We start from the raw sequence: 26,390 nt of genomic DNA on the forward strand, positions 1-26,390 counted from the left end.
TACAGGTAATTGATATAGCTAAACTCCTTATTTTTGTTAAGCATTAAAACAAAAGAAAATGAATAGCCTTGTAAAAGTATTTCTCATTCTGATTCTTTTCCCGAGTGTGATTACAGCACAATCACCAAAGAAAAACTATGAATACAATATAGATCTGATCCATATATCGAATAATGAAGTTAGAGTCTCTTTTACTCCACCTAAAAACAGTCTGAAACAAGGGAAATTTGTCATTCCAAAAATGATCCCTGGAATTTATCAGGCTATGAATTTTGGACAGTACATTTCTGATTTCAGCGCAACCGATAAAAACGGAAAAAAAATAGCTTCAGAGCGTTTGGATAAAAATAGCTGGAAAGTAAATGACCTTAAGAAGGTGGATAAGATATCATACAAAGTTACTAACGGGTGGAACTCTTTACAGCAAAGTACCGATGGTCCCAAATCAGCGGGTAGCCTATTCATAAAAGATTCGGTCTCTGTAATCAATTACAATTCTTTGGTAGGATACTTTGAAGAATTGAAGGATACTCCTTATGAAATCAATATCAAGAAAAATAAAGACTTTTATGCTTCTTCAGCTTTGGATTATAAAAGAAAAAATGACAGTACAGATATTGTCTGGGCAAAAGATTACAGGCAATTAGTTGATTCTCCAGTACTTTATTGTGTTCCCGATACGACGTGGTTAAAGATTGGCACTACCGAAGTACTTGTATCATTTTATAATAAAAAGGAACGTCATTATTCAAAAAAAATAGCTGATGACATAGAAAATATTCTAAAAAATCAACAAGCTTATCTGGGTGGAAAATTGCCCGTAAATAAATATGCTTTTCTTATTTATTTTGAATCCTCAAATGAAAAAGGATCGATAGGTGATGGACTAGAACACTCACGATCAACAGTTTGTTTATATCGCTCTAAAAGTATGGCCTTTCTACCAGATGCTTTGAACAGGGTTGCATCACACGAATTCTTTCATATTATAACTCCACTCCATATTCATTCGGGAGACATTCAGCATTATAATTTTTTAAATCCTACCATGTCCAAACACCTTTGGCTTTATGAAGGGATGACAGAATATGCAACCATACACATGCCTATCAAACAAAAAATGATCAGCCTGGTAGATTTTGAAAAAAAGCTGGAAGAAAAGATAAAGGGTATGAAGGAGTTTGACAATCATTTACCTTTTACAGAAATAAGTAAGAATGCCATAGAAAGACAGGATCAATACATGAATTTTTACCAGAAAGGACCATTACTCAGTTTATGTTTAGATATAAGACTGCGTGAACTTTCAGGTGGAAAAATGGGCACCCAGGATCTAATGCAACGGCTTATGCAAAAATATGGAGAGGATAAATATTTTAACGATGATGATCTATTCGATGAAATTACAAAAATGACTTTTCCACAAATCCGTTCATTTTTCAGAGATTATATAGAAGGTACGAAGCCTGTTCCTTTGAAAGAATATCTTTCCAAAGTAGGTTTTGATTATGATGAAATGACTGGAAAGGTAAGTACATTAGCTAATCCCGATTCAAAACAAATAGCCTTGAGGAAGGCGTGGATCAATCAGTAGATTTTAAATATCAACATAGGATAGATGTTATTTGCCATATGTTGCGCTCTATAAAAAAATTGCAATTTATTTTCAACAATCACCTTTAATAAAACTGTTTACTATGAAAAATATTCTTGCCACCCTTCTTTTAATAGCAACAAGTGTGGCTCATGCTCAGATTTCAAATGTGGAAAAAGTAATCGATTCCAGTGTTAAAAATGATAACTTCAACGGAGCTGTATTAATAGCTCAAAATGGCAAGACCGAATTGCTTACCTATAAAGGGTTATCTAACAGACATTACAATATCAATTTTTCAGACGACACCAAATTTCATATTTTTTCCCTAACCAAATCATTTACTGCTGTGCTGATCATGCAGCTTTATGAAAGAGGAAAAATCAATCTGGATGCTCCTATTGCTACTTATTTACCCGACTACAAAGGTGAAGCAGCAAAGAAGGCAACTGTAAGAAATCTGCTAACTTATAGCAGTGGAAGATTTAATAAAGATATCAGTACTCCAGAGTTGATTCATAAGGCTTATGACAGTACCATCTGGAATCTTGATGATTTTATCAAGACCTTTTTATCTGAAAAACTCATTAATAAGCCAGGTACAAAATTCAGCTACAACAATGGAGATTATATCCTGCTTGGGAAAATCATTGAAAATATATATGGTAAATCTTTTGAAGAAGTTTTAAAAGAACAGATTCTAGTACCTCTCAAAATGAATAACACAGGCCTTCTTCACCATAATGATATTGTTCAGAATATTGATGATGGATATTCTGAGACAGATTCGGATCCGTTTGCTCTCCACACTCCTACGAATACATACATCGATAATCTGTATACTGCGGGAGGGATGTATTCAAGTCCGAAAGATCTTCTGATTTTTGATCAGGCGGTTTTCAACCATGTATTATTAAAAAAGGCAACTTTAGACACTATGCTTACTTCTTCAAAGGAGCTTGAAGATACTGCTTTGGGGTTTTGGGTATATCCTAAGCAATTTGGGAATATGACGACATTATTCGTAGAACGTCAGGGTGAGGGTTATGGACATAGTGCCAATTGGGTTCATCTACCGGAAAAAAATCTAACGGTGATCATACTATCCAACACTAAGGATATCAAGTATCTGAATAAGATGAGAGAAAGGCTAATAAGTGCCTACTACGGACAATAATAGAGATAAAATCAATTTTAAGATAAAATGATTCACTGGTTATTGATATTTTAATATCTTTAAATTAAAATAATATCTTTAATCAAAAATACCATTTATGAGTAATTCCCGTAGAAACTTCATTAAAACAACAGCATTGGCATCCTTTGGAGCACTTGTATTACCCCATTCTTTATTTGCCTATTCAAAAGGTTTTACAACCGATAAAAAAGTGAGGGTTGGTTTTATAGGAGTCGGATTACGGGGACAAGAACATGTAAAATTACTGGCGAAAAGAGATGATGTTGAAATTGTTGCTTTTGCAGATCCAAGTAAAATCATGTTATCTGCCAGTCAGAAAATCTTAAAAGACAATAATAAGCCAGAGGCCAAAGAGTTCTCAAATGGTGAATATGATTACAGAAACCTTCTGAAACTTAACAATATCGATGCAGTGGTTATTGCTACTCCTTGGGAATGGCACCTTACGCAAGGTGTTGAAGCTATGAAGGCGAAGAAGATTGTTGGAATGGAAGTTTCCGGAGCTATCAAACTGGAAGATTGCTGGGAGTTTGTAAAAACTTACGAAGAGACAAAAGTTCCCATTTTTATGATGGAGAATGTATGCTACCGAAGAGATATAATGGCCATTCTGAATATGGTCCGTAAAGGAATGTTTGGAGAATTGGTTCACGGAAGAGGTGGTTATCAGCATGACCTGCGTGGTGTTTTATTCAATGACGGTGTTACACCATACAATTCCGGAGCAGAATTTGGAGAAAAAGGTTTTAGTGAAGCGAAGTGGAGAACAGAGCATTATGTCAAAAGAAATGGAGAGCTCTACCCTACTCATGGATTAGGTCCTATCTCTATGATGATGGATGTCAACCGTGGAAACAGATTAACCCATTTATCATCATTTTCTTCAAAATCTCTCGGCTTGCACAAATACATTGTAGAGCATCCTAAAGGGGGTGAAAATCATCCAAGTGCTAAAGTGAAATTTAATCAAGGAGACGTTGTAACTACGCAGATAGCTTGCGCTAATGGAGAAACGATCCTTCTGACCCATGATACAAGTTTACAAAGACCTTATGACCTTGGATTCAGGGTACAGGGAACTGATGGAATATGGCAGGATTTCGGTTCCGGAGGAGCTGATCAGGGACATATCTATTTTGAAAAAACAATGAATCATACCCATAAATGGGATAATACTGAAAAATGGATCAAAGATTATGACCATCCGATGTGGAAAAAATTTGAAGGCAAGGCATCAGGAGCAGGACATGGAGGTATGGATTTCTTTGTGATGAACACTTTTATTGAATGTATAAAACGAAATATAGAATTTCCTATGGATGTTTACGATTTAGCAACCTGGTATTCAATAACACCACTTAGTGAAAAATCTATTGCCAAAGGAGGACAAGTAGTTGAGATCCCTGATTTTACAAAAGGACAATGGAAAAGCCGCAAACCTATATTCGGAATGACTGATGAATTCTAAAAAAACACTTCTCATAGTAGCCGGTGGCTTAGGCTCCCGCTATAAAGGCCTTAAACAAGTAGATGGAATATTGAGCAATGGTTCTCCTATTCTGGAATATTCCATTTATGATGCCGTAAAGGTTGGCTTCAATAAAATTGTGATTATTATCAATCGTTTTATCCCTGAAAGCTACATAGAAAGACTGGAAGATATTTCCAAAGCCAATAACTTTGAGTTGCATTGGGTATATCAGGATATGGACAAATATATTCCTGCAGGGTATGATTATTCATCCCGTGAAAAACCCTGGGGTACGGGACATGCAGTACTTTGTGCAAAAGAGTATATTACTGAACCTTTTGTAATGATTAATGCAGACGATTTTTATGGCAAGGAAATATATCAGCTGGCATCAAAGGAGATCGATCATCAAAATATTTCCGAATCTCAATTTGAACTCATTGCCTATCCTCTTTCTACCACACTAAGTAATAATGGTACAGTAGCCAGAGGTATATGCACAGTAGATGATGATCACTTTTTGCTAAAAGTAGAAGAGCAGACTTCTATTCGAAAAGAAAATGATACAATTGTCTACACCGAAGAAAATGGAAAAGAAATAGAAGTAGATCCGGATACTTTGGTTTCGATGAATTATTTTATTTTCCATCCTACTATATTCGATTCATTAGAAATTTATTTTAATGATTTTATAAAGTCAGATCCACAACCCAAAGAGGAGTTTTATATTCCTACTGCCTTACAGAAGATGAATGAGGAGAAGGAAATCAAAATATTAGTCAGAACCTCACCGTCGCATTGGTTAGGAATGACCTATCCCGATGATAAGATTATTTTAAAAAATTATCTTGAAACAGAAATCCAAAACCATCGATATCCAAAAAATTTATGGAACTCAATAGCATTATCCTAAAATTTATTGGCACTGATAATTGTACAGTTACTCCGATCAACAACGGATTGATTAATACTACTTATTGTGTAGAAAATAATGAAACCCAGGAAAAATATATTTTACAAAAAATCAATACACAGGTATTTAAAAACCCAGAATTCATCGTCAATAACCATCTGGAAATAAACAAAATCCTTCAGGAGGGCCAATATCATCTCCACATTACACAACCGATTTCGTCCTCTTCAGAGGAATTTTTAATCAAAGATGGAAATGGAGATTCATGGCGAATGACCAGCTTCATTGATAACAGCATTACCTTTCTTACAGTTCCTTCACCGGAAACAGCTTTTAAGGCAGCAAAAGCAGTGGGATATTTTCTTAGTATCATTAATACTCAAACTCTTCCAATTATTGAAGATCCTTTACCGGATTTTCTCAATTTTGAAAAGAGACTTAGAGACTATAAAATCTCATTAGAAAGTGGATCATCTTCTTTAAAAGAAAATGCAAAAGCTGAAATAGAACTGATGAATCAATTGTTGTGGTTGCCTGATGAATGGATCAAAATGCAAAATAATGGCCAACTCCCTAAAAGAATTGTTCATGCTGATGCTAAGATCAGCAATATTCTTTTTGATCAGAATTATGATCCAATGGCGATAATTGACTTAGATACGATAATGATTTCCACAATTCTCTATGATTTTGGAACCATGATTCAATCTTACACCAATACTACTAATGAGGATGATGGAACCGCTCATAATAATTTCAATTCAGAAATTTTCGAATCGGTAAAGGAAGGTTTTTTATTTCATCTTAAGGATCAATTGACTCCTGAAGAGTTTAAAAATCTTGATTATGCAGCACAGGTAGCAATCTATATTCAAGGTCTTCGTTTTCTTACCGATTATGTAAATGGAAGCACTTATTACTCTACAACCTATCCGGAGCATAACCTTGACCGAACGAAGAACCAATTGGAGTTGCTGAAAGGTTTGAGAAGTTATCTGAAGGTTGATTAGCCCTTTAAGTATTTAGCTTTGAACATCAACTTATTGAGTTTAATTATAATAATAGCTTAGATTCCTACGGAATGACAAATATCGTATTTTAGCTCGTATGCGCAAAGTTGTCATTCCGTAGGAATCTAAACAAAATAAATGTAAAAAAGAATACAGCAAATCTGCGTAATCCGTATGATTCGCGAGAAACTAAGTTGTTTGAAAATTTTGGTTTCTTCTCAAAAAGTTCTCGATACATTTATCTATTAAACTACGTTCGAAGGATTACATCCTATATTACTAAAAATACTCGAATTCACGGTAAATAAATATTGAAATAGCTCTCGTCACTTCGAGTAGATTTTGAAAAAATCGTATCGAGAAGTGACTGAATTTCACTGGCCTTATAAATGAATGTTAAATTCAAAATCTGTTCAATCTGCAAGTAGTTAATAACCTACTTCAAAAAGTCCAAAATCTTCACCCATTCTTCTAATTTCTTTTCAAATGAAACGGTATGAAGGGGACTTGTTGAAGGAAGTAAAATAACTGGGAGCTTATAATTTTTTCCTAAAACCTTCTGTAAGTTTTTATAGGATTTTCCACCATTAGAGTAAAGCGCTTTAATATTAGGATATCGCTCCAAAAGTTCTTCAATGTGATTGGCTTCTTCGTTTCTGATCTCTGAATCCAGGCTTCCTTTTCTTTCACAGGTATCGATAACATCCCAAAGAGCAATATGATGTTTCTTTAAAACACTTACTCTTTCCAAATAATCTTCTGTAAAGTTCTCATTGAGCAAAGTAAAAATGATCTTCCAGAATTTATTCTGTGGATGAGCATAGTATTGTTGCATTTCTAAAGACTTTACTCCTGGAATAGAACCTAAAATTAAAATTTTAGATTGAGCGTCAATAATAGGAGGAAATGAGGAAATCCGGTTTTGCATGATTCGAATATATAAAATTTGGCTAAAGCCATTTGAATGTTTTATAAATAAAAAAACGGGCTAAAGCCCGTTTCTATTGATATTGTATGTTATAATGTTTCTTTCAACCAGTCAAAGAATTCTCTTTGCCACACCAAACCATTTTGAGGATGAAGCACCCAGTGGTTTTCGTTAGGGAAATACACTAATTTTGTTTTCAACCCTCTTAATTTCGCAGCTTGGAAAGCTTCCTGACCTTGCTCATAAGGAACGCGGTAATCTATCCCTCCCTGGAAGATCATAATTGGCTTATTCCATTTTTCAACAAAATTACTAGGGTTAAACTCTGTATATGCCTTTGGAAGCGGTTTTTCCCAAGGAGAACCTAAATCCCAATTCGCAAACCAAAGTTCTTCTGTTGTCAAGTACCAGGATTTCATATCGAATAATCCGTCATGAGCAATAAACGTTTTGAATCTGTTATCATGAATTCCCGCTAACATAAACACGCTATATCCACCATAACTTGCTCCTACAGCCGCTACTCTTTCCCCATCTACATAAGGTAAAGTTTTTGCATAATCGGTAGCTGCAAGATAATCTCTCATGGGTTGTCCACCCCAATCTTTAGAAATTTCCTCATTCCATTTTGTTCCCCATCCTGGCATCCCTCTACGGTTTGGAGCTACAACGATATATCCGTTGGCTGTCATTAAGGCAAAATTCCATCTTACACTGAAAAACTGAGTCAATGCAGATTGAGGTCCCCCCTGACAGTATACTAAAGTTGGGTATTTTTTATTAGGATCGAAATTCGGTGGATAATGGAACCATACTCCCATTTCTTTTCCATCCGTGGTTTTTACCATTTTTAATTCAGATTTTCCTTGAGCTAATTTTGCGTATGCATCTTTATTAGCTTCAGTTACCTGCTTTATTTCACCGTTTTTAATGTTTACGGAGAATAGGTCTGTCGCATGATTTATATCTGTTCTACCAACTAACAGAGTGTTTTTATTATCTGTGAAAATTTCATTAACATCAAAATCACCTCTTGTGATCTGCTGAACTTTTGCATTTTTAGGATCTAAAGAAAATAATTGCTTTGTTCCTCTGAACGCTGCCGTAAAATAGATTGCTTTAGAGTCGCCACTCCAGAATACATCTCCTGAAACGCTTTCGTCCCAACCTTTTGTAAGATTCTCCGTTTTTCCAGACTTCCAGTCCATGATTTTCACATCATTTTTATCTGCCTCATAACCATCTCTTTCCATACTCTGCCATACTAATGATTTACCATCAGGGCTGAATTTAGGATTCACATCATATCCTTTATTTGATTCTGTAAGGTTCTTTGTAGCACCAGAAGCCAGATCGTAAGCAAAAATATCTGTATTGGTACTTGTAGAGTATTCTTTCCCACTTTTCGGCTTAGTAACATATAAAAGTTGAGAAGAATCGGGGCTCCAAATGAAATCCTCTGTTCCTCCAAATGGTCTCTGTGGAGAATCCCAGGTTTTCCCTTCCAGTAGATCTTTTGATGATTCTACTTTATCTGAAGTATTGACTACAAACACATGGTTATATTTTCCTTCATTGTAGTAATCCCAGTGTCTGTGGTTCAAATCAGTGTATACCTGTGCTGTTGTTTTTGGAGTATCATTGTATTTATCTTTCCCCATCAATTTCTCAACTAAAACCTGCTTACTGAAAGCGATCTTCTTTCCGTCAGGAGAAATTACAATATTATCAACTTCACCAATGGTATAAAATTCTGCCCAGTTTTTACCATTATCTTTAGAAAGGAAAATTTTATCTCCTTCCTGTGCATAGATCCCATTTTTATCCCATTGAATAAGAGATTTTTTACCTAGATCTAATTTTGAAGACTGATTATTAAGAACATTCAGAAAATAGTTCTCGTTTTTTGTTTTTTCTGTTTTCAGATCTACTTGTCCTACTTTATAAATAAGAGAAGACTGATCGGGTGAAACGGCCTGTACTCCCACTTTTTTCAAAGTCCAAAGAATTTCAGGCGTCATTAACTGTTGTGCATTCATTAAAAGTGGGGCTGCTAAAGCCAGCAGGCTATACTTAAGTTTCATAAATTGCTGTTTAATTCAAAGATTGCCAAATTTAGTACTTATAATAAAAATAAGCGAAGGAATTAACAATTATCTTGTGTTTTGTTAGACGCAGAGGCGCTAAATTTTCTTTATTATTTATATGCTTTTAAGGCGCAAGGATTTTTATCTTCGATAAAAATGGTTTGGGTACTCTAAAAATCTTTGATTTTTAAGAAACTTAAGTGTACTTTTTATACATCACATATTAAACTTAAAAACAGCTTACGTGTTTAAAGCTTTTGTGGTTATTTTGATTCCCACAGATTTCACAAATTACACAGATTCTCTATATTGTAAAATAAAATCTTTGATTTTTTGAAAATTATGTATTCTTCTTATGTAATATATACTAAACCTAAAGTAGCTTAAGTGTTAAGACTGTTGTGGGTTGAGATTGCTTTACTTCGACAGGCTCAGTACAAGCATCATTCGTTCGCAATGACAGCGTATATAAAAACTTTTGTGACTTTTGACTACGTCGAACCTTAGGTTTGTGGTTTAATTTTTTGCTAGCAGATCACATAGATTTGTTATATCCTTTTTACAATTTACTTTGTTTAGATCACTGCGGAATGATATGGTGTTTTAGCCTATGCGCAAAGTTGTCATTCTGTAGGAATCTAGACTATTGCTATCCACACAGTGAATTTAATTTTTTTGATTTTCATATTATCTGTTCTTTTGTACAATACAATTTTACACTTCCTTACCTGTTTAAAAGCTTTTATGACCTTAGTGGTTTCATTTTTAACCACAGATAGTTCAGATTTTCACAGATACTTTGATTATTATTATGAAATGAGATTGCTTTACTTCGACAGGCTCAGCACAGGCACTATTCGTTCGCAATGACAAAGTCTTTGTTCATATAAAATAAAAATCCGTCAGATTACTTAACGGATTGTATTTTGATATTGTATCGTTCTATTGGATTAGTCACCATCTGAGAACATAGAATTAGCCAGAGAGGTAATCAGGGACAGTGCAATACTGAAAATAAATGCCCACCAGAAGCCATCTACAACCATGCTGTCTATGAAATAATCTGCAAGAAGAATGATCAATGCATTAATTACTAAAGCAAATAATCCTAAGGTGATGATCGTTAAAGGAAGTCCAAAAAGACTTAAAATAGGTTTTACGAATAAATTTAAAAGTCCCAGAACGATAGCAAAAATAATCGCGGATGAAAAACCTTCAAAATGTACTCCTGGTAAAATTTTTGTTAAAAGAAACGCAACAACCGCAGTAATGAGTAAACGGATAATTAAGTTCATATGTTAATATTTTAATAGTTTGTATAGGAGTATCAAAACTCATTCCATAGGAGAGCCGCGTGAGTGATTAATAAAAGTCTTTATTCATGGGGATTGCTAAAGTTTCGATTTTCAATTCAATAAGGGAAAACACCTATTTTTCAAAAATGGGTATTTTCCCTTTGAGTCATTCCTGTTTTATTCCTGAATTTTATTCTCACAACCCCTAAAAATTAAAATCATGGACAGCACACACATTAGTAATCTCACCAGAGTAGATGCAGGAAAAGATTCTTCATGGCATATCCACAAAGATCATTTGAAGTATGGTTCAATTCAAAAAACAAGAGTTGATTTCAGTGGTAGAACCCTTGAAAAAATCATGCAAAAAATTGCTGATAATGCATTTATTAATGCACCCTATCTACAATCTGAGGATCAAAACCGATACTATCAGGAATGTCTTAGATGGATTGAAGAGAATTATGATTAATCTATTTTTTAAAATGGACAAATTGCCTAAGGAATCCTTAGGCAATTGTTTTTTAGTAGTGCTATTAGTGAATATAATAGATGACTGTACTGGAGTAGAAAGGTTTTATAGATTTATCTTGGAGAAATATTGTACTAATTTTTCAAAAGCTTTACGAAATTCAAAATTGAAAGCAAATATATTTGTCTTTTTTCTAATTTTGCAATTGCTAATAATCTTACCATGAAAAAAGGATACACCAATTATTTCAAGTATCTTATGATTACTTCTATTGTACTGCTAATCATATCGATGATCATACAGGTGAACCTGTTTGTTATAAGTGCACTTTCACTGCTTTTCATTTTATCCTTTATTATTGTAATTAATAAAAGAGAATAAATTTAAGTAGCTGTAGATGCCCTGTAAATGAGTTCTGTTTCCATAATAATGGTCTGATCCGAAGATGATATATCCTTTATTTTTTCCAGTATTAATTGGGCAGCTGCTTCACCCATTTTCTCCAGCGGTTGCTGAACTGTTGTCAGCTGAGGATGTACAATAGTGGCCAGCTCTGTTCCTGAAAAGCTCGCAATTGCTACTTCCTCAGGGATCTTTATATTCTGCTCATGGAGGTAGTTCATTGCTCCAATAGCTAATGTATCGGAAAAAGCAAAAATACTGTCAAAATGAATATTTTTATCCAATAGTTTCTGTACAGCTTTTCTACCATCTTCAAAGGTCATTCCTTCTGTAGAAACAATCAGATCCGGATCGGTAAGATTATATTTCGCTACAATACGTTTGTATCCATTCGCTCTTTCTGTCACGTTTCTTATCGTTAATGGCCCCATAATATGAGCAATCCTCTTTCTTCCGGTATTGATCAGGTGCTCTACAACCAATGATGCTTTGATCTGATCATCAACGATCACCCTGGAAGCCTGTAATGATTTCCCTGGTATCCTGTCGAAAAAGACTATTGGAATATCATTCTCGATAAGTTTTTTATAGACTTCTTCATTAAGACTTTCATGACAAAGATTAATGATAATACCATCTACATTAAACTCTTCTAAAAGCTTAAGATTCTCTCTTTCGATCAATGGATTCTCATCCGACTGGGTTATTATTACCCTATAACCTAGCGGATCTAAAACATTCTGAATTCCTCTGAGAACTTTAGACGAAAAAGGAGTGATCATTTCCGGTACGACCAATCCTATATTTTTGGATTTTCCATACTTTAAATTCAAAGCTGTAGAATTAGGTTTATAGCCTAATTTCTCTGCAGCTTCTACTACTCTTTTCTGGGTCTCCGGGTTGATATTTTTATCATTAAGCAGTGCTCTGGAGATGGTAGAGGTAGATAATGACAAAAATTTCGACAGATCTTTAATGGTTACACGCTTCATCAAGGGGTCTTTTTTGTCAAAAATAACAAAAAAATAAGCAAATGGGAACGTTCCCAAATTCTGGGAACGTTCCCATTATCAATTTCACAACGAAAAACAACAGGCAATAGATTTATTAATATAAGTTTAGCAAACAATTAACATTCAATTTAAAAACTATAGTATATGACTCCTATTTCTTATCCATATCAACGTGAAGATATCAAAACCGGTATTGTACATATTGGTGTCGGAAATTTTCACAGAGCTCACCAGCAGTATTACACCAATCTTCTGCTAGAGAACAAAAATCAGCAGCAATGGGGAATTTGCGGAATAGCACTGCTTCCTTCTGATGAAAAAATAGTAAAGGACCTGAGATCTCAAAATCTGGACTATACCCTCACTGTTTGCGGAAGAAATGGAAAAGATGAAATGTATAAGATAGGTTCTCTGACTGAATTGATTTGGGGAATAGAAAATCCTGAGGCTGTGATTGCTAAAATTGCTGATCCGGCAGTAAAAATAATCAGTTTAACAATTACAGAAGGAGGCTATAACCTGGATAAGGAGACTAATGAATTCAATTTAAATGATCCGCAGATCCAATATGATCTAAAAAATCAAAGTGCTCCTAAAACAGTTTTTGGCTTCATCGCCGAAGGGCTTCGACTCCGTAAAGACAATGGTGCAGTAGGGGTTACCATCCTTTCATGTGATAATCTTCAGCATAATGGAAATACAGCTAAAAGAGCGTTCACCACTTTTATAGAGGCTCAGGATAAAGAGCTGGGAAACTGGATAAAAAACAATGTGACTTTTCCAAACAGTATGGTCGACAGAATTACACCTGCCACGACTCCTCAGGATATTGAAAGACTTAATGAAAAAAGTGACTGGAACGATAAAGCTCCTGTTTATTGCGAAGATTTCATCCAATGGGTCATTGAAGATAACTTTATTGCAGGAAGACCTGAGTGGGAAAAAACAGGGGTAGAATTTACCGATGATGTTACTGCTTTTGAGAATATGAAACTAAGCCTCCTTAATGCTTCCCACACCTTATTATCTTACCCTTCTTTTTTAAAAGGTCATCGTAAAGTTGATCAGGCTATGGAAGATCAAAGTATCGTCAGACTGATTCGGGATTTTATGAATATTGATATCACTCCTTACGTCCCTGCCCCAGCTCATACTGACTTAGATCTCTATAAACAAACATTAATTGAAAGATTTTCCAATCACAGTGTAAGTGATCAGGTTAGCAGATTATGTTTTGATGGAATTTCAAAGTTTCCGGTATATATTATGCCCAATCTTGCAAAAATGATTGATGATGATAAGGACCTCACCCGAATAGCCTTTCTTATAGCTTCTTACAGGCATTATTTAAAATATAAAGCGGATGATAAAGGTTCTTCATATGAGATCGGCGAACCATGGATAACTTCCGAGGATGGGACTTTAATACAAAGTGATAACCCTGTTGATTTTTTAAGTCTTTCTGCGTTTAAAAGCATTGAGCTAGAAAAAGTAAATGCATTCGTCACATTGTACAAGCAGTTTGTCGATGATATAAAGGATAATGGTATTACCCCTGTTTTAGAATCTATCGTAAACTAATGTATCATGCAAACAAATTCCGAAATAAAAACGCTGAAAACAGGCTCTAATAGCAGTATCTTACCTTTCGCTATTATTACCTTTATTTACTTTATTGTTGGTTTTTTAACTACTGTTAATGAACAGTTGCAAGCTCCTTTAAAGTTTACCTTTCTGGCCCATGCAGGAGGTTTGAAAAATACATTTACGACATTAATTTCCTTCTTTTTCTTTTTAGGGTATTTATTAAATGGAACCTTAGGGAGCAAATGGGTCAATGCTTTCGGATATAAAAATACAATCCTCAGGGGTTTGTTTTTTATGATTTCAGGCTTACTGATGTATGTATGCTCTTCGTGGGTGGGCTATCAGTTTCCGACCATGGATTTTACAATCAGTGATGCTGTTATTCCTTTTGGATTTATCATTTTTGTGGCTGGATCTTATTTGATGGGAACTTCTGCTGCGATCATTCAGGTGGTTGTGAATCCATACGCTGCTTCTTATCCTTTAAAAGGAACGCAACCCGTACAACGTCTGAATATTTTAACTGCTATCAACTCGATTGGTACGACCTCAGCTCCTTTTTTTGTTACGATCGTTATGTTCAGTGGTATTTCTATTGAAAATATTGAGATCAAACAATTGTTATTACCCCTTTCTGTATTGATTATTTGTATTGTAACCGTAATGATCATTACAAAAAGACTTCATCTTCCGGATATCGAAAATACAAGAGCAGTTGCCGGAGAAAAATTGGAAAGAAGTATCTGGTCATTCCGTCATTTTGCTTTGGGAGTACTTGCTATTTTCTTTTATGTAGGAACTGAAGTAGCCATCGGAGCCAATATCAACCTTAATGCTTTTGAGTTGATGGAATCTGGCCATCCGATCACCTTTTTCGGAAAAACAGATATTATTATTGGCGGAATGGATCTGGGAATACATGCTTTATTATCAACTTTATACTGGGGTGGATTCCTTGTAGGACGTTCTATCTCAAGTTTTTTCAGTAAAATTTCAGCCAGAACCCAATTAGCTACTACCACTATTCTTGCGACTATATTAGCCATTACCTCGATGATCACTCAAAATCTTTGGTTCCTTGTTGCGATTGGGCTTTTGCACTCTTCGATGTGGAGCTGCATTTATTCCCTTTCTATAAAAGGATTGAATAAATATACCTCAAAGGCCTCCGGAGTATTCATTTCTGCTGTATTTGGTGGCGCTGTATTTACATTGCTTCAAGGAGGATTAGCTGATATATTCGGCTCATGGAGATGGACATGGATGTTGACGGTCATTTGTGAATTACTCATGCTTTCTTATGCTCTTTTCGGGTCTAAAATAAGAGAGAAAGATCTAATTAACTAATCATTTATTTCTATAGCTCATTCCTGTTTTCCGGTATTAATTTACCGGATATGGGAATGTTATAATCAAAAACGCATACCATTATGATCAAAATTAAAATATTGATGATTGCTTCCATCATCATTGGAACCTCATGGGTTTATAGCCAGAAATTACATTCAGCGCTACAGCTTAGAAACAGTCACTTATGGAGAGGCCAGGAAGTTTCCTCGGGATTGGTCTATACAGGTGATGTTCATTTGGATGGTGAAAATTTTTACGGAGGATTTTGGGCAGGTGGAAATTTTGATGGTTCCTACAAAGAATTTGATAATTACATCGGCTATAAAAACAAACACCTTACAGTAGAGCTTTGGGATATTTATAACTTTTCACCAGGTGCTACCTACAACAATAAGGAGTTTTTTAATTATAATGCAAGCGAAACAGGACGCTTCTGGGATTTCAGATCATACTACACAATCAGTGAAAAGTTTCCATTGGTTTTAAGCTGGAACACCGTCATTTTTGGGAGAGACCGAAATAAAGATAATACGCAGAATAAGTATTCTTCTTTTGTTTCAACGGAATATCCTGTTTATAAAAAAGAAAATCTTGAAGTACGTGGCAGGATCGGATATGGTTTTGCCCTAAATAACACCCACGGAGAAAAAGGAAATTTCTTTGCTAAAGAAGCAGGTTTTAATGAAATAAGCCTTATCATTACTAAAACGTTCACCATTGCAGGTTATCAACTTCCGGTTGGTATTTGGGGTATGTTTAATCCTGTTGGAAATAATGCTTATCTGCAGTTTTCGGTTCAGGCCTACTCTTTTTAGATCTTTCTTTGTTTGAGTCTCATCATGAATTAATATACTTTTGTGGTTTAGTTTTAATTTCCCACAGATTTCGCAGATCACACAGATTTTTGCGAGCATTTTTGTTCTCACAGATTTTGCGGATTGAGCAGATTTTAAATTTTTATTGAAGATAAAAATCTTTGCGTTTGATGAAAAGCTTATTTAAGTCTCATCATAGTAACCAGTGAAGTAGCAACATGAGTTTCAGAAGAACCATTTTCATCCACTGTATAGATTTCGGTTCTGATAACACTTATTTTTCCTCCTCCTTTTACCACATATGATTTTGAAACCAAAGCATCGCCCATTGCTGGTCGCAAATAATTGACTTTAAGCTCAATTGTCACCACATAGCAATCGTCACTGTAATTGCTTACTGCAGCGTAACCAGAAGAAACATCTACTAAAGAAGCAATCATCGCTCCATTGAACATCCCCGCTTTTCGGGTCATCATCTCCATTTTTGGAATTTTTATGGAAATAAAATCAGTTTCCACTTCGAGAAGTTCTGCTTTGTAAAATTTTAATGTTTCGGAACGGTTGAAACTGTCTGTTATAAGTTGTTTTTTCTCTGGTGTCATGGATTGAAATATGATTCTTACAAATGTAGTGAAAGGATTGAAATTTTATCTGTACTTTTTAAGCACAAATTTTTTTTAAGTTCAGAGAGAAAAAAGTTAATCGCAAAGGCGCAAAAATTTTAAAAGCATTACGTTTTTAAGGCGCAAGCATTTTTATCGAAGATAAAAATTTAAAATCTGCTCAATCCGCAAAATCTGCGAGAGCAAAAAATTAAACCACAAAAGTCACAAAAGCTTTAAACACTTAAGCTGTTTTAAGTTTAATACATACTGCATATGAAGTACACATAAGTTTCAAAAAAATCAAAGATTTTTTAAAAGTAACAAATACCTTTTTGCACCTAAAAAAGCATCAAAGGTTTTGTATCATCGTGTTTAGCACAAACTATTTGTAGATGATATGCTGAGATTGCTTCACATTCGTTCGCAATGACAGGACACTATCCTAACTGTGCGGTGAAATCATCAGATAACGAAAGAATACCTTCTGTCAGAGAATCTGGATGAGTAGTAAAGCCTTTCAATTTTGAGGTTTTTCCTTTAAGGAGGAGATCCAGAAGTTGTTTTTCCGATAGTTTTTTTCCGAAGAGTTCAAATGGTATTTTAAATCCACAATTTTTGAAATCAGAGCATCCAACTGCTGTTTTTCCTTTGACCAAATTGTGTTCTTTACATTTCGGGCATTTCATTTCTTCAAAGGATTGAAGTTCTTTTTTAGGAGCAGGTTCTCTCTTTTTCTTTTCAACCGTTTTTTCTTCTTGCAAAGTGATCACTTTTCCTTTACCGTCAACAACTTTTCTAGTCAACTCAGAAACCATTTGAATCAATTCTTCTTTAAACTGATTGGCTTCATATTCACCGCTTTCAATTTTGCGAAGTTTTAGTTCCCATTCACCTGTTAATTCAGGGCTCTTTAGCAATTCATCTTCAATGGTATCAATCAATTGAATTCCGGTTTGAGTAGCAATAAGATTCTTTCTTTTCTTTTCGATATATTGTCTTTTGAAAAGAGTTTCTATAATATTTGCTCGTGTAGAAGGCCTACCGATACCATTGTTTTTCAATAATTCGCGAAGTTCTTCATCCTCGACCTGTTTTCCGGCAGTCTCCATCGCCCTCAAAAGCGTTGCTTCTGTATAAGGCTTTGGTGGCGAGGTTTTTCCCTGATGGATCATCGGATCATGGGGCCCTGTTTCTCCAACAGTGAATTCAGGAATGGTCTGTTCTTCTTCTTTATCTTTTTCTTTATCTGTGGGTTCTTCTTTGGCATCTTTAGCATATACTGCTCTCCAACCAGGCTCAAGAATCTGTCTTCCACTGGTTTTAAAAGGAATTGTTCCTACCTTTCCCTCTACCAGCGTATTGGAAATTTTACATTCAGGATAAAAAACAGAAATAAATCGTTTGGCAATAAGGTCATACACCAATTTCTCTTCTCTGCTCAGATTTTGAGAAGGTGTAACTTCGGTGGGGATGATTGCATGGTGATCAGTCACTTTTGCATCATCAAAAACTGCTTTAGATTTAGGAATGGGCTGCTCTAATAATGGAGAGATCAATTCCTGATAAAAATACATTTTCCGAAGAATTCCTTCTATTTTAGGATAAAGACTATCTGATAGATATGTTGTATCTACACGTGGATAGGTTACATGCTTTTTCTCGTAAAGACTCTGAATATATTTCAAGGTATTGTCTGCGGAGTATCCATATTTTTTATTGGCTTCTACCTGAAGACCCGTCAAGTCGAAGAGTCTTGGATTTTTCTCTTTTCCTTCTTTAATTTCAAAGGATACAATTTCAAAAGGATTGACTTTAAGATATTCCAATCCTTTTTCTGCACGATCTAAAGTTTTAAGCCTGTCAATCGCAGCGTTGAAAATAACATCGCGGTATTTGGTTTTCAGTTCCCAATATTCTTCGGTATTAAAACTGTCGATTTCTTTTTGTCGCTGAACCAACATTGCTAATGTAGGCGTTTGAACTCTTCCGATGGATAAAACAACTTTATTGTTACCAAATTTCTTAGTAAAAAGACGTGTTGCATTGATTCCCAATAGCCAATCCCCTATTGCCCTGGCGTTTCCTGCCAAATAAAGATTTTTATAATCATCAGCCGGTCTTAATTTCTCAAAACCTTCTTTAATAGCTTCTTCGGTAAGTGATGAAATCCACAGACGTTGGATAGGTTTATTGCATTTTGCTTTCTGCAATACCCAACGTTGTATCAATTCTCCTTCCTGCCCGGCATCACCACAATTAATCACCTCATCGCATTCTTCAACTAACTTTTCGATTACTTTGAACTGATTTTCAACGCCTTTATTGGGAATTAATTTTATTCCAAAATTATTGGGGATAATGGGCAATAGAAACAGATTCCAAGATTTGTATTGTGGCCCATAATCGTGAGGCTCTTTAAGGGTACAGAGATGTCCGAATGTCCATGTTACGCAATAGCCATTTCCTTCCATATAGCCTTGTTTAGGCGTGGTAGCACCTAATACTTTGGCGATATCTCTGGCAACACTGGGTTTCTCGGCAATACAAAGCTTCATGAATATTCGGGATTAATGAAAGGGCTGCAAAATTCGGGATTTTTTTTGACTTTTAATGAAAAAGTTATGAACCAGGTTTATTGGAGAGCATGGAATCATTTTTAAATAATAACTCATAATTATATTTTATTAAGAATTATATGTAACAAAACCGTTTGATCCATTGACTTACAAATTATTATCAATTAAATTTTGTAGTTTTGGATAAGAAGTTTTTTATGGATCTTTCACAAGATAAAAATGATAGCTTCACTCACAGTGAGATGGGTAAGCAAGCATTTTGGTATGATTTCATCGTCTCCTCACAATACCGCTGGCATAGACGCATAGCTTTACTTCTGCTTTTTGGTCTTCTATTCCTGACCTCAAAAGAAAAAGAATATATTGGGAATATGGACATTTACCTCAATATGGCATTTGTGCTCTATCTTTTACTTTTAATTTACTTGAATGTCTATATTCTAATTCCGAAATTATTAGCCAAAAGTAAAATATTTCTTTATATTCTCAGTCTCATTTTTTTAGCTGTTTTCACGTTCATTATAATCATGATTTTTGATCAGATATTTTATGAATATAAGGTTGTAAAAAATGGTAAACCTGCCTTTTCTCTTGTAAGCCTTCTTCATTTTACCCTTTCTCTTAATATCATACTGGCATCCACTACCGCTATAAAACTTTTCCAAAATTGGTTGAGGACCCGTGAGAATTTTTATAAGATGAGGGAAATTAATTTTCAAAATGAACTCGCACTTTTAAAGAATCAGATTTCACCTCATTTCTTGTTTAATACATTAAATAATGCTAATATTCTGATCGAAGATAATCCCAAACTAGCTTCTTCTTTAATTGTAAATCTTTCCGAGCTTCTTAGGTATCAAATTTATGATTGTTCAGAAGAATCCATCATACTCCGTTCGGATATCCAATTTTTTGAAAATTTTCTTTCAATAGAATCTTCCCGAAGAGATGATTTTGAATATGAGATTTTAGTGACCGGAGAAAAGCCGGATATATTGGTACCTCCATTGCTTTTTATTCCTTTTATCGAAAATGCAGTAAAACATAACAACAATTATGAAAAAGCTTTTGTAAAAGTTCATTTCCACCTGGAGAATACTATTTTGCATTTTACTTGTATGAACTCTAAAGCACCAATTGAATCGACAACTCTTAAAGGAGGTATTGGGCTTACAAACATCAGAAAAAGACTTGAACTGCTTTATCCCGACAAATACCAACTTATTATTGAGAATAAACCATCATCATTTTTTGTAGATTTAATTGTAGAACTATGAATTGTATTATTATCGACGATGAACCTATTGCAAGGCAAGGCATGTTAAAGTTTATTGGTAAAATCCCTGAATTGATTCTTAAAGGGGTTTTTAAAAATGTTCATGATGCTAAAGGGATTTTGGATACTCATCAAATTAATCTTATATTTTTAGATATTCAGATGCCTGGTATTAATGGGGTCGAATTTGCCAAAACACTTTCTAAAAATACTCTAGTCATCTTCACAACGGCACATATTCAGTATGCCCTGGACAGTTATGAAGTAGATGCTATAGATTATCTGGTAAAACCAATTCGGGAAGAACGTTTTTTCAAAGCTGTACATAAAGCTTTGGAGTATAGTTATCTTTTATCAGATTCTAATGAAAAAGGACAATACAAAACATCTGGAGAAAACAGCATTCTCATACGGGCAGATCGTCGTGACTACAAAATCCTTTATGGTGATATTCTTTATATCGAGGGCATGAAAGATTATGTTATCATCAATCTTGGTTCAGGAAAACTGATCACGGCAATGAATCTTAAAACAGCACATTCAAAGATTCCTGAAGATATATTTGTACGGATCAGTAAATCATATATCGTGAATATCTCACATATTACAGCCGTAGCCAACCATACCATATTCATTAATGATATAGAATTACCTCTTGGGACAAGCTATAGAAAATACTTTATGGAAATTTATAAAGGAAAATCCTGATTCACTAAATTAGTTGGCTGGTCAGAATGTTCAATATTCTTTTGTTTTTCGTAATATTCTTTTTGAAATTGTTTCACCGTTTTTCCGGTTCCATCATGTCTCCAGCCTGGTGAGTAAAACAAATATTTCAATCGGTTTTTAAAAGATATTCCAGGTTGCCTGATATCTTTCCCTATCCTTCTCCACTCGTAGAAAAGTACTGTAGCTGGATCTTTAGATTTAATTTTAGGATATACTCCATATTTAACAGGTACTTCAGGATCCTCCTTTTCAAATGTCCCGAATATTTTATCCCAGATAATTAATCCCATCCCCATATTACGATCCAGATACTTGATATTGCAAGCATGGTGTACCCGATGATGAGAAGGTGTTACCAAAATGTGTTCTAAAAATCCCATGCTTTTAATGGTTTGTGTATGAATAAACGTACCATAAATCTGAATTAAAGAATAAGCAATCATAACATGCCATGGATTGAATCCTAAAAATGCTAAGGGAGAAAAAAACAGGTATCTGTATAATGGCTGAAATACCGGACTTCTAAAACCAGTTGTAATATTGAAATAATCTGAATTATGATGGGTTATGTGCACCGCCCAGAAGACACGGGAATGATGATCTACATAATGGTGAACATAATAAGCAAAATCCTGGGCAAGGAATACTGCAATCCAATACCAGATTCCAAACTCCCAATTAAAAATGCGATGATGATAAAAAAACATCATAACGAACATCGAAAAACCTTTCATTATAATGTCCAGTCCATAGTTCAGGAGAGCAAAAAAGATATTGGTAGCTAAGTCTTTGGTCTCGTATAATTTTTCTTTATTGAAATGGCTATAACCCATCTCTATGAAAATAACCACTATGAATACGGGGACAGTCCATTGCCATATAACTTCCTGCCCGTGAGTTCCAAAAGTTTTATCAAAATCAAACATTTTTTTCTAAAAAATTAATGAGTACTAAAATTGAAAATCATTTTAACACAAAAATAATGTTTTTTGTACACCTATAGACTCCAATCGATGAAAAATAATTAAATAAAAAAAGCTGAAAACAAACCACTTATACATCAAGTATACTTTAAAGATGTTGAGTTCTTTATTTACTTCATTAATCTTTAAACCATACATCATTATATTCTTCCGGATGATGCTTGAACTGAGCAAAAACATAGGGACATAAAGGAACGATTTTCAGATCATTTTCTCTGGCATAGGAAACCAATCTGTCCAGTAATATTTTAGCAAAACCTTCCCCTTGATATTCGGGATCTACTTCGGTATGGTAAACTGTTAATTTTGGTCCGATCACTGAAATGTCCATTTTTCCTACTTTCTGATCATTCGAAAACAATTGTATTTCTCCTCTGTTGTGTGTATTAATAACAACTTCTGTTCTTTCCATTCTGTAATTTTTTATTTATTTTAATGGAGTAAAGATAAAGTGATTGTTTTTACTGATACATATCCTATGATAACTTCTCTCCCATTGTTTATTTTTTACCTTGTAAATGTAAATCCCTTTTAAACTTTCGCTTAAAAGGGATTGTACCTTAGTTTCTAATTAATTTAGGTTATAATAGTCTTTATAATTGTGATTGAGTACTTAAAATGATCTCCACATCACCTTGCTTTAATAAAGTTCCATTGCCTACTCGCATTGAATCTAATTTAAAAGAAGAAAAATAGATACTCGACAATTTAAACCATAAATAAATATGTTTATCAGTTCCTACATATTGTCCTGCCGTTATTGAAGTAGAGCCATTAACAAATGTTTTATAGTTGAGCAATGATGTTGATGCTCTATAGCAATACCCCACCCAGGTAATATCAATAGGATCTCCGGAATGATAGGCATATCCTAGTGCCTTAATGTGGAACATTGCACTATTTGTATCTACTTTATAAGGTAGTTTTATATGAAAGATATCTGTACCGGCTGAACTTGTAAAAAACTTGGCAATTCCTTGCCTTGTACTTCCAACATCTTCTGTTTTTACAAATTCCGGATTATCTAAATGGACATAACTGTCCAGAAAATCTTCAAATTGGTTTTGTGTTGGCCTTTTCCCTGCTTTGAAGAAACTTTTTAATTCTGTAATTATTCTTTTTGGCATGATGGTTAATTGATTAAAGTTTTTAAATGTTCGATTTCTCTATTTTGAGAAATCATATACAATGTCAATTCTTCAATCTTTTGAAGCAGCTTCATTTGAAAATCCCCCATTGTTATCCCATTTTTCATCATCGTTTCACCGGATGGAATTTCAGGAAGATGTTTATTTTCTCTTACAAAAGATTCCAGCTCATTGATTGTTGGCATCTGATACTCTGGCCTGATAGGGGAATCATTGTCAAAATATTTTTGAAATACATAGTCAGCAGGAACATTGGTATCCACAATTACATCTTCAGCATGAATTTTTCCTTTTACAGTAAGTTTTTGATCAGGATTTTTTGTTCCGATTCCTACATTTCCCGCATCTCTATTCAAGATCAGATCATTCCCAAGAGGATTAATATTAAGTGGTGAGGATGCATGGCTTTGTATCCAGTTATATTGCTCGTTACTTCCGAACCTCATATTTACCTGACCAACATCTCCTAATATTAATGTTCCTTCTTGATCAGGATTCTTCGGAGATGATACTATATTCATTTTTGCCTGTGGAGCTGAAGTTCCGACTCCTACGTTTCCATTAGGTTGTACAGATAGTCTTACTGCTGCATTTGTTACAAAATTAATAGCACCAAACGTATCACTCAAACCATTATTCACAATATTAAAGTCACTATACGTTCCATATCTGAAGCCCGATCCTGTAAATCCTGAATTAACTTCCAGATCAGCAGTTGAATGATATCGTATGGTTAGTTTATTACTTCCTCCCGCTGCTTCATTCCTATCAAACAAGCCTGAACTGTAATTGGCATCTCCCAGACCGAGAGGAGCCTTTACGTGAAGTTTTGCTTCTGGTAATAGTGTCCCAATTCCCAGATAATCATTATAATGAGTATAATGTATTTTCTGCCCTGCAAGAGGACTGGTATAGACATCTGAAAGTTTCACCTCACTAAAATCCTGTGTATCAAAAGGGCAGTGATAAGTAATTCTGACATCATATATATTCCCCGAATGGTGCGTGTGATAAATAGTTATCTTATATTGATTAATATGAGCATCCCACACTACATCTCCGATATAAATATGATTAATAATAGGACCTCCTGCCTCCACGATTCTTGATGTTGGGGTATACCACACTGCATTATCCGGGTTGAATCCCACCTGAAAGAGTTTTTTAATATTTCCAACAGTATTTGTGTACATCCATGTTCCCACGATTTCTATTTCAAGAGACCCTGACATTCCTCTGTTTCCCAAAAGAATATCCACAGCCTGATCAAATACATCATTAGGAAAGTCAACAGCTAGTCTTTTTTTAATGTAATTCTTTGGAAACAGTTGTGGATCTTCCAGGTTAGCAAAGCTATCCATAACATCACCAAATTGTCCTTCTGTAGGTCTCTTTCCTGCTATAAAGTATTCTTTTAATTCTGTAATTGTCTTTTTAGCCATGATTAATTGGATTTTAAAACATCAATCTCTTTTTTCATTGAGATCATGTATAGTGTTAATTCTTCTATTTTCTGTAGTAATTTAATTTGGAAGTCTCCTACTGAAAGTCCACTATCTATCATCTCTTTTGCAGAAGGAATTTCCGGAAGATGACTTTTTTCAGAGATAAATTTTTCAAGATCACAGATCTCTCTCAAATTATAATCCGATGCAAAGACATGATCCGCAGTAGGTGATGCAGTAATTACGACATCTTTTGCTTCAATTTTACCATACAAGGCCATATTACCAGCATCTGATAAAAATAACCTTGGTCCATATGATCCGTCCGTAGAGTAGCTCCAGAACTGCAATCCATTACCATAACCTCCTGTCATATTATAAATTGCCCATTGGTGAGCAGTACCTGACGCTGTTTTGGTTGGATTTTGTAAAAAGAGAGCTCCCCCTTCATTACCGTTTACTTGTGATACAATATATCCTCGTACATCAAGTTTTTGTTGTGGGTTATCTGTACCGATTCCGACATTTCCATTCGGGACTATTCGCATAAGTTCTGACATCGCAACAGGAGAATCCTGGGCAGCTTGCACATAATTAGAGGATAAAAATTTAATTCCTTCACCACCAACAGTTACTGCCGTCTTATAACCAGCATAAGATCCATTACCTGACAACCAGCCATAAGCTGTCTGATTATCAGCTTTAACGCCATAACCCATATAAGTTTCCGCACCGCTTCTTAATGAGCCCCAGTTATTGACAGATCCATTTTCATAGCGAATGGAAAAAGCATTGATTCCTTCTGTAGCATCACTTCTGCCAGCCTGAACATTACCCCAGACATCCAGTTTAGATCTTGGATTGCTTGTTCCAATTCCTATATTTCCATCATAATGTACTGAATGTTTTCTTTGCCCAACAATTGGTTTAATATAGATGTCCGAAAGTCTGGCCTGGTCTACAAATGCTTTGTCATAAGAAAACTGCTTGATTCTTATAGCATATGGGTTCTGACTACTGCTTGTATGGTAAATAGTTAGCTTATATTCATTTATAGCTGAATCCCATACAATATCTCCAATGTAAATACTATCTAAAATGGTTCCTGCCGCTTCTACAATTCTGGCCGTAGTAGGATACCAAACATTTCCATCAGGATTAAGCCCAATCTCAAATTGTTTTTTTATAATACCAACACTTGTCTGATGCGAGAATGTGCCTGTAATTTCGATTTCCAAACTTCCATTCAGATAATTATTTCCCAAAAGGATATCCACAGCCATATCGGCTTGTTGATTGGGAAATTCGAAATACAAATTTTTATATTTATAGTTATCAGGGAAAATATTTTTATCATCTAAATTGGCATAGCTATCTATAAGATCACTAAACTGACTTTCTGTTGGTCTCTTTCCTACTTTAAAATATTCTTTTAAAACTGCTATTGTTTTTTTTGCCATAATTTTTGTTTTTCATGATCAGTCCCTCCTCCC

22 protein-coding genes are annotated in these 26,390 nt (G+C 34.7%); 11 read left to right on the forward strand and 11 right to left on the reverse strand.

All coding sequences use genetic code 11. From position 1 onward, the window contains the following. Positions 1-58: 58 nt before the first annotated feature. The 5 genes from JHL15_RS15925 to JHL15_RS15945 all read left to right on the forward strand — a co-directional run bounded on the left by JHL15_RS15925 (position 59) and on the right by JHL15_RS15945 (position 6,186). Positions 59-1,594, forward strand: coding sequence for a M61 family metallopeptidase (locus JHL15_RS15925; protein WP_200247306.1), 1,536 nt, complete (start codon positions 59-61; stop codon positions 1,592-1,594). A gap of 103 nt (positions 1,595-1,697) precedes the next feature. Next, a complete protein-coding gene (locus JHL15_RS15930; RefSeq protein ID WP_200247308.1) occupies positions 1,698-2,771 on the forward strand; it encodes a serine hydrolase domain-containing protein in 1,074 nt (357 codons plus the stop codon). A gap of 97 nt (positions 2,772-2,868) precedes the next feature. Further along, on the forward strand, positions 2,869-4,260 hold the full coding sequence (locus JHL15_RS15935) for a Gfo/Idh/MocA family protein (RefSeq protein WP_200247310.1): 1,392 nt from the start codon (positions 2,869-2,871) through the stop codon (positions 4,258-4,260). After that, positions 4,250-5,176, forward strand: coding sequence for a nucleotidyltransferase family protein (locus JHL15_RS15940; RefSeq protein ID WP_200247312.1), 927 nt, complete (start codon positions 4,250-4,252; stop codon positions 5,174-5,176). The genes JHL15_RS15935 and JHL15_RS15940 overlap by 11 nt, the downstream gene beginning before the upstream one ends. Next, positions 5,152-6,186, forward strand: a complete 1,035-nt coding sequence (locus tag JHL15_RS15945) for a phosphotransferase enzyme family protein (RefSeq protein ID WP_200247314.1) — start codon at positions 5,152-5,154, stop codon at positions 6,184-6,186. Before JHL15_RS15940 ends, JHL15_RS15945 begins: the two co-directional genes overlap by 25 nt. A 436-nt stretch (positions 6,187-6,622) precedes the next feature. Here the strand turns inward: JHL15_RS15945 and JHL15_RS15950 are convergent, their stop codons facing one another. The 3 genes from JHL15_RS15950 to JHL15_RS15960 all read right to left on the reverse strand — a co-directional run bounded on the left by JHL15_RS15950 (position 6,623) and on the right by JHL15_RS15960 (position 10,496). Then, complete coding sequence (locus JHL15_RS15950) at positions 6,623-7,114, reverse strand: DNA-deoxyinosine glycosylase (protein WP_200247316.1); 492 nt, start codon at positions 7,112-7,114, stop codon at positions 6,623-6,625. Positions 7,115-7,203: 89 nt separating this feature from the next. Further along, on the reverse strand, positions 7,204-9,198 hold the full coding sequence (locus JHL15_RS15955) for a S9 family peptidase (protein WP_200247318.1): 1,995 nt from the start codon (positions 9,196-9,198) through the stop codon (positions 7,204-7,206). Between the two features lie 953 nt (positions 9,199-10,151). After that, positions 10,152-10,496 (reverse strand): phage holin family protein, encoded by a 345-nt coding sequence (locus tag JHL15_RS15960; RefSeq protein ID WP_200247320.1) that lies wholly within the window; start codon positions 10,494-10,496, stop codon positions 10,152-10,154. 220 nt (positions 10,497-10,716) lie between these two features. Here JHL15_RS15960 and JHL15_RS15965 point away from each other — a divergent pair, with 220 nt between their 5' ends. Then, on the forward strand, positions 10,717-10,968 hold the full coding sequence (locus tag JHL15_RS15965; RefSeq protein ID WP_200247323.1) for a hypothetical protein: 252 nt from the start codon (positions 10,717-10,719) through the stop codon (positions 10,966-10,968). 383 nt (positions 10,969-11,351) lie between these two features. Here JHL15_RS15965 and JHL15_RS15970 read toward each other — a convergent pair whose 3' ends face one another. Further along, on the reverse strand, positions 11,352-12,362 hold the full coding sequence (locus tag JHL15_RS15970; protein ID WP_200247325.1) for a LacI family DNA-binding transcriptional regulator: 1,011 nt from the start codon (positions 12,360-12,362) through the stop codon (positions 11,352-11,354). Between the two features lie 165 nt (positions 12,363-12,527). Between JHL15_RS15970 and JHL15_RS15975 the strand changes: the two genes are divergently transcribed. The 3 genes from JHL15_RS15975 (at position 12,528) to JHL15_RS15985 (ending at position 16,135) form a co-directional block, all read left to right on the forward strand. Then, complete coding sequence (locus tag JHL15_RS15975; protein WP_200247327.1) at positions 12,528-13,964, forward strand: mannitol dehydrogenase family protein; 1,437 nt, start codon at positions 12,528-12,530, stop codon at positions 13,962-13,964. 6 nt (positions 13,965-13,970) lie between these two features. After that, on the forward strand, positions 13,971-15,317 hold the full coding sequence (locus tag JHL15_RS15980) for an MFS transporter (protein ID WP_234047791.1): 1,347 nt from the start codon (positions 13,971-13,973) through the stop codon (positions 15,315-15,317). An 83-nt stretch (positions 15,318-15,400) separates the two neighbouring features. Further along, complete coding sequence (locus JHL15_RS15985; protein WP_200247329.1) at positions 15,401-16,135, forward strand: hypothetical protein; 735 nt, start codon at positions 15,401-15,403, stop codon at positions 16,133-16,135. 179 nt (positions 16,136-16,314) lie between these two features. Here the strand turns inward: JHL15_RS15985 and JHL15_RS15990 are convergent, their stop codons facing one another. Continuing rightward, on the reverse strand, positions 16,315-16,737 hold the full coding sequence (locus tag JHL15_RS15990; protein WP_200247331.1) for a PaaI family thioesterase: 423 nt from the start codon (positions 16,735-16,737) through the stop codon (positions 16,315-16,317). 440 nt (positions 16,738-17,177) lie between these two features. Further along, positions 17,178-19,295, reverse strand: coding sequence for a type IA DNA topoisomerase (locus tag JHL15_RS15995; RefSeq protein ID WP_200247333.1), 2,118 nt, complete (start codon positions 19,293-19,295; stop codon positions 17,178-17,180). 200 nt (positions 19,296-19,495) lie between these two features. Between JHL15_RS15995 and JHL15_RS16000 the strand changes: the two genes are divergently transcribed. Both JHL15_RS16000 and JHL15_RS16005 read left to right on the forward strand, forming a co-directional pair. Beyond that, positions 19,496-20,593: a sensor histidine kinase gene (locus JHL15_RS16000; RefSeq protein ID WP_200247335.1), complete on the forward strand. Its 1,098-nt coding sequence runs from the start codon at positions 19,496-19,498 to the stop codon at positions 20,591-20,593. Beyond that, positions 20,590-21,300 carry a LytR/AlgR family response regulator transcription factor gene (locus JHL15_RS16005; RefSeq protein WP_200247336.1) on the forward strand — a complete coding sequence of 237 codons (711 nt, stop codon included), beginning with the start codon at positions 20,590-20,592 and terminating at the stop codon, positions 21,298-21,300. The genes JHL15_RS16000 and JHL15_RS16005 overlap by 4 nt, the downstream gene beginning before the upstream one ends. Here JHL15_RS16005 and JHL15_RS16010 read toward each other — a convergent pair. The 5 genes from JHL15_RS16010 to JHL15_RS16030 form a co-directional block, all read right to left on the reverse strand. Next, positions 21,282-22,247, reverse strand: coding sequence for a sterol desaturase family protein (locus JHL15_RS16010; protein ID WP_200247338.1), 966 nt, complete (start codon positions 22,245-22,247; stop codon positions 21,282-21,284). The two genes, JHL15_RS16005 and JHL15_RS16010, sit on opposite strands and share 19 nt — an antisense overlap. A 175-nt stretch (positions 22,248-22,422) precedes the next feature. Beyond that, on the reverse strand, positions 22,423-22,716 hold the full coding sequence (locus tag JHL15_RS16015; RefSeq protein ID WP_200247340.1) for a GNAT family N-acetyltransferase: 294 nt from the start codon (positions 22,714-22,716) through the stop codon (positions 22,423-22,425). A gap of 181 nt (positions 22,717-22,897) precedes the next feature. Beyond that, entirely contained in the window at positions 22,898-23,431 is a 534-nt protein-coding gene (locus tag JHL15_RS16020) for a hypothetical protein (RefSeq protein WP_200247341.1), read from the reverse strand. A gap of 5 nt (positions 23,432-23,436) precedes the next feature. Continuing rightward, positions 23,437-24,894, reverse strand: a complete 1,458-nt coding sequence (locus JHL15_RS16025) for a hypothetical protein (RefSeq protein ID WP_200247343.1) — start codon at positions 24,892-24,894, stop codon at positions 23,437-23,439. Positions 24,895-24,896: 2 nt separating this feature from the next. Beyond that, entirely contained in the window at positions 24,897-26,357 is a 1,461-nt protein-coding gene (locus JHL15_RS16030) for a hypothetical protein (protein ID WP_200247345.1), read from the reverse strand. Positions 26,358-26,390 lie beyond the last annotated feature (33 nt).

The sequence above is a fragment of the Chryseobacterium paridis genome (genome assembly GCF_016595215.1).
GTDB classification, from domain to species: domain Bacteria; phylum Bacteroidota; class Bacteroidia; order Flavobacteriales; family Weeksellaceae; genus Chryseobacterium; species Chryseobacterium paridis.

Coding starts and splice junctions, on each gene's coding strand:
- JHL15_RS15925 (WP_200247306.1), top strand. CDS start 59: ATGAATAGCCTTGTAAAAGTATTTCTCATTCTGATTCTTTTCCCGAGT.
- JHL15_RS15930 (WP_200247308.1), top strand. CDS start 1,698: ATGAAAAATATTCTTGCCACCCTTCTTTTAATAGCAACAAGTGTGGCT.
- JHL15_RS15935 (WP_200247310.1), top strand. CDS start 2,869: ATGAGTAATTCCCGTAGAAACTTCATTAAAACAACAGCATTGGCATCC.
- JHL15_RS15940 (WP_200247312.1), top strand. CDS start 4,250: ATGAATTCTAAAAAAACACTTCTCATAGTAGCCGGTGGCTTAGGCTCC.
- JHL15_RS15945 (WP_200247314.1), top strand. CDS start 5,152: ATGGAACTCAATAGCATTATCCTAAAATTTATTGGCACTGATAATTGT.
- JHL15_RS15950 (WP_200247316.1), bottom strand. CDS start 7,114: ATGCAAAACCGGATTTCCTCATTTCCTCCTATTATTGACGCTCAATCT.
- JHL15_RS15955 (WP_200247318.1), bottom strand. CDS start 9,198: ATGAAACTTAAGTATAGCCTGCTGGCTTTAGCAGCCCCACTTTTAATG.
- JHL15_RS15960 (WP_200247320.1), bottom strand. CDS start 10,496: ATGAACTTAATTATCCGTTTACTCATTACTGCGGTTGTTGCGTTTCTT.
- JHL15_RS15965 (WP_200247323.1), top strand. CDS start 10,717: ATGGACAGCACACACATTAGTAATCTCACCAGAGTAGATGCAGGAAAA.
- JHL15_RS15970 (WP_200247325.1), bottom strand. CDS start 12,362: ATGAAGCGTGTAACCATTAAAGATCTGTCGAAATTTTTGTCATTATCT.
- JHL15_RS15975 (WP_200247327.1), top strand. CDS start 12,528: ATGACTCCTATTTCTTATCCATATCAACGTGAAGATATCAAAACCGGT.
- JHL15_RS15980 (WP_234047791.1), top strand. CDS start 13,971: ATGCAAACAAATTCCGAAATAAAAACGCTGAAAACAGGCTCTAATAGC.
- JHL15_RS15985 (WP_200247329.1), top strand. CDS start 15,401: ATGATCAAAATTAAAATATTGATGATTGCTTCCATCATCATTGGAACC.
- JHL15_RS15990 (WP_200247331.1), bottom strand. CDS start 16,737: ATGACACCAGAGAAAAAACAACTTATAACAGACAGTTTCAACCGTTCC.
- JHL15_RS15995 (WP_200247333.1), bottom strand. CDS start 19,295: ATGAAGCTTTGTATTGCCGAGAAACCCAGTGTTGCCAGAGATATCGCC.
- JHL15_RS16005 (WP_200247336.1), top strand. CDS start 20,590: ATGAATTGTATTATTATCGACGATGAACCTATTGCAAGGCAAGGCATG.
- JHL15_RS16010 (WP_200247338.1), bottom strand. CDS start 22,247: ATGTTTGATTTTGATAAAACTTTTGGAACTCACGGGCAGGAAGTTATA.
- JHL15_RS16015 (WP_200247340.1), bottom strand. CDS start 22,716: ATGGAAAGAACAGAAGTTGTTATTAATACACACAACAGAGGAGAAATA.
- JHL15_RS16020 (WP_200247341.1), bottom strand. CDS start 23,431: ATGCCAAAAAGAATAATTACAGAATTAAAAAGTTTCTTCAAAGCAGGG.
- JHL15_RS16025 (WP_200247343.1), bottom strand. CDS start 24,894: ATGGCTAAAAAGACAATTACAGAATTAAAAGAATACTTTATAGCAGGA.
- JHL15_RS16030 (WP_200247345.1), bottom strand. CDS start 26,357: ATGGCAAAAAAAACAATAGCAGTTTTAAAAGAATATTTTAAAGTAGGA.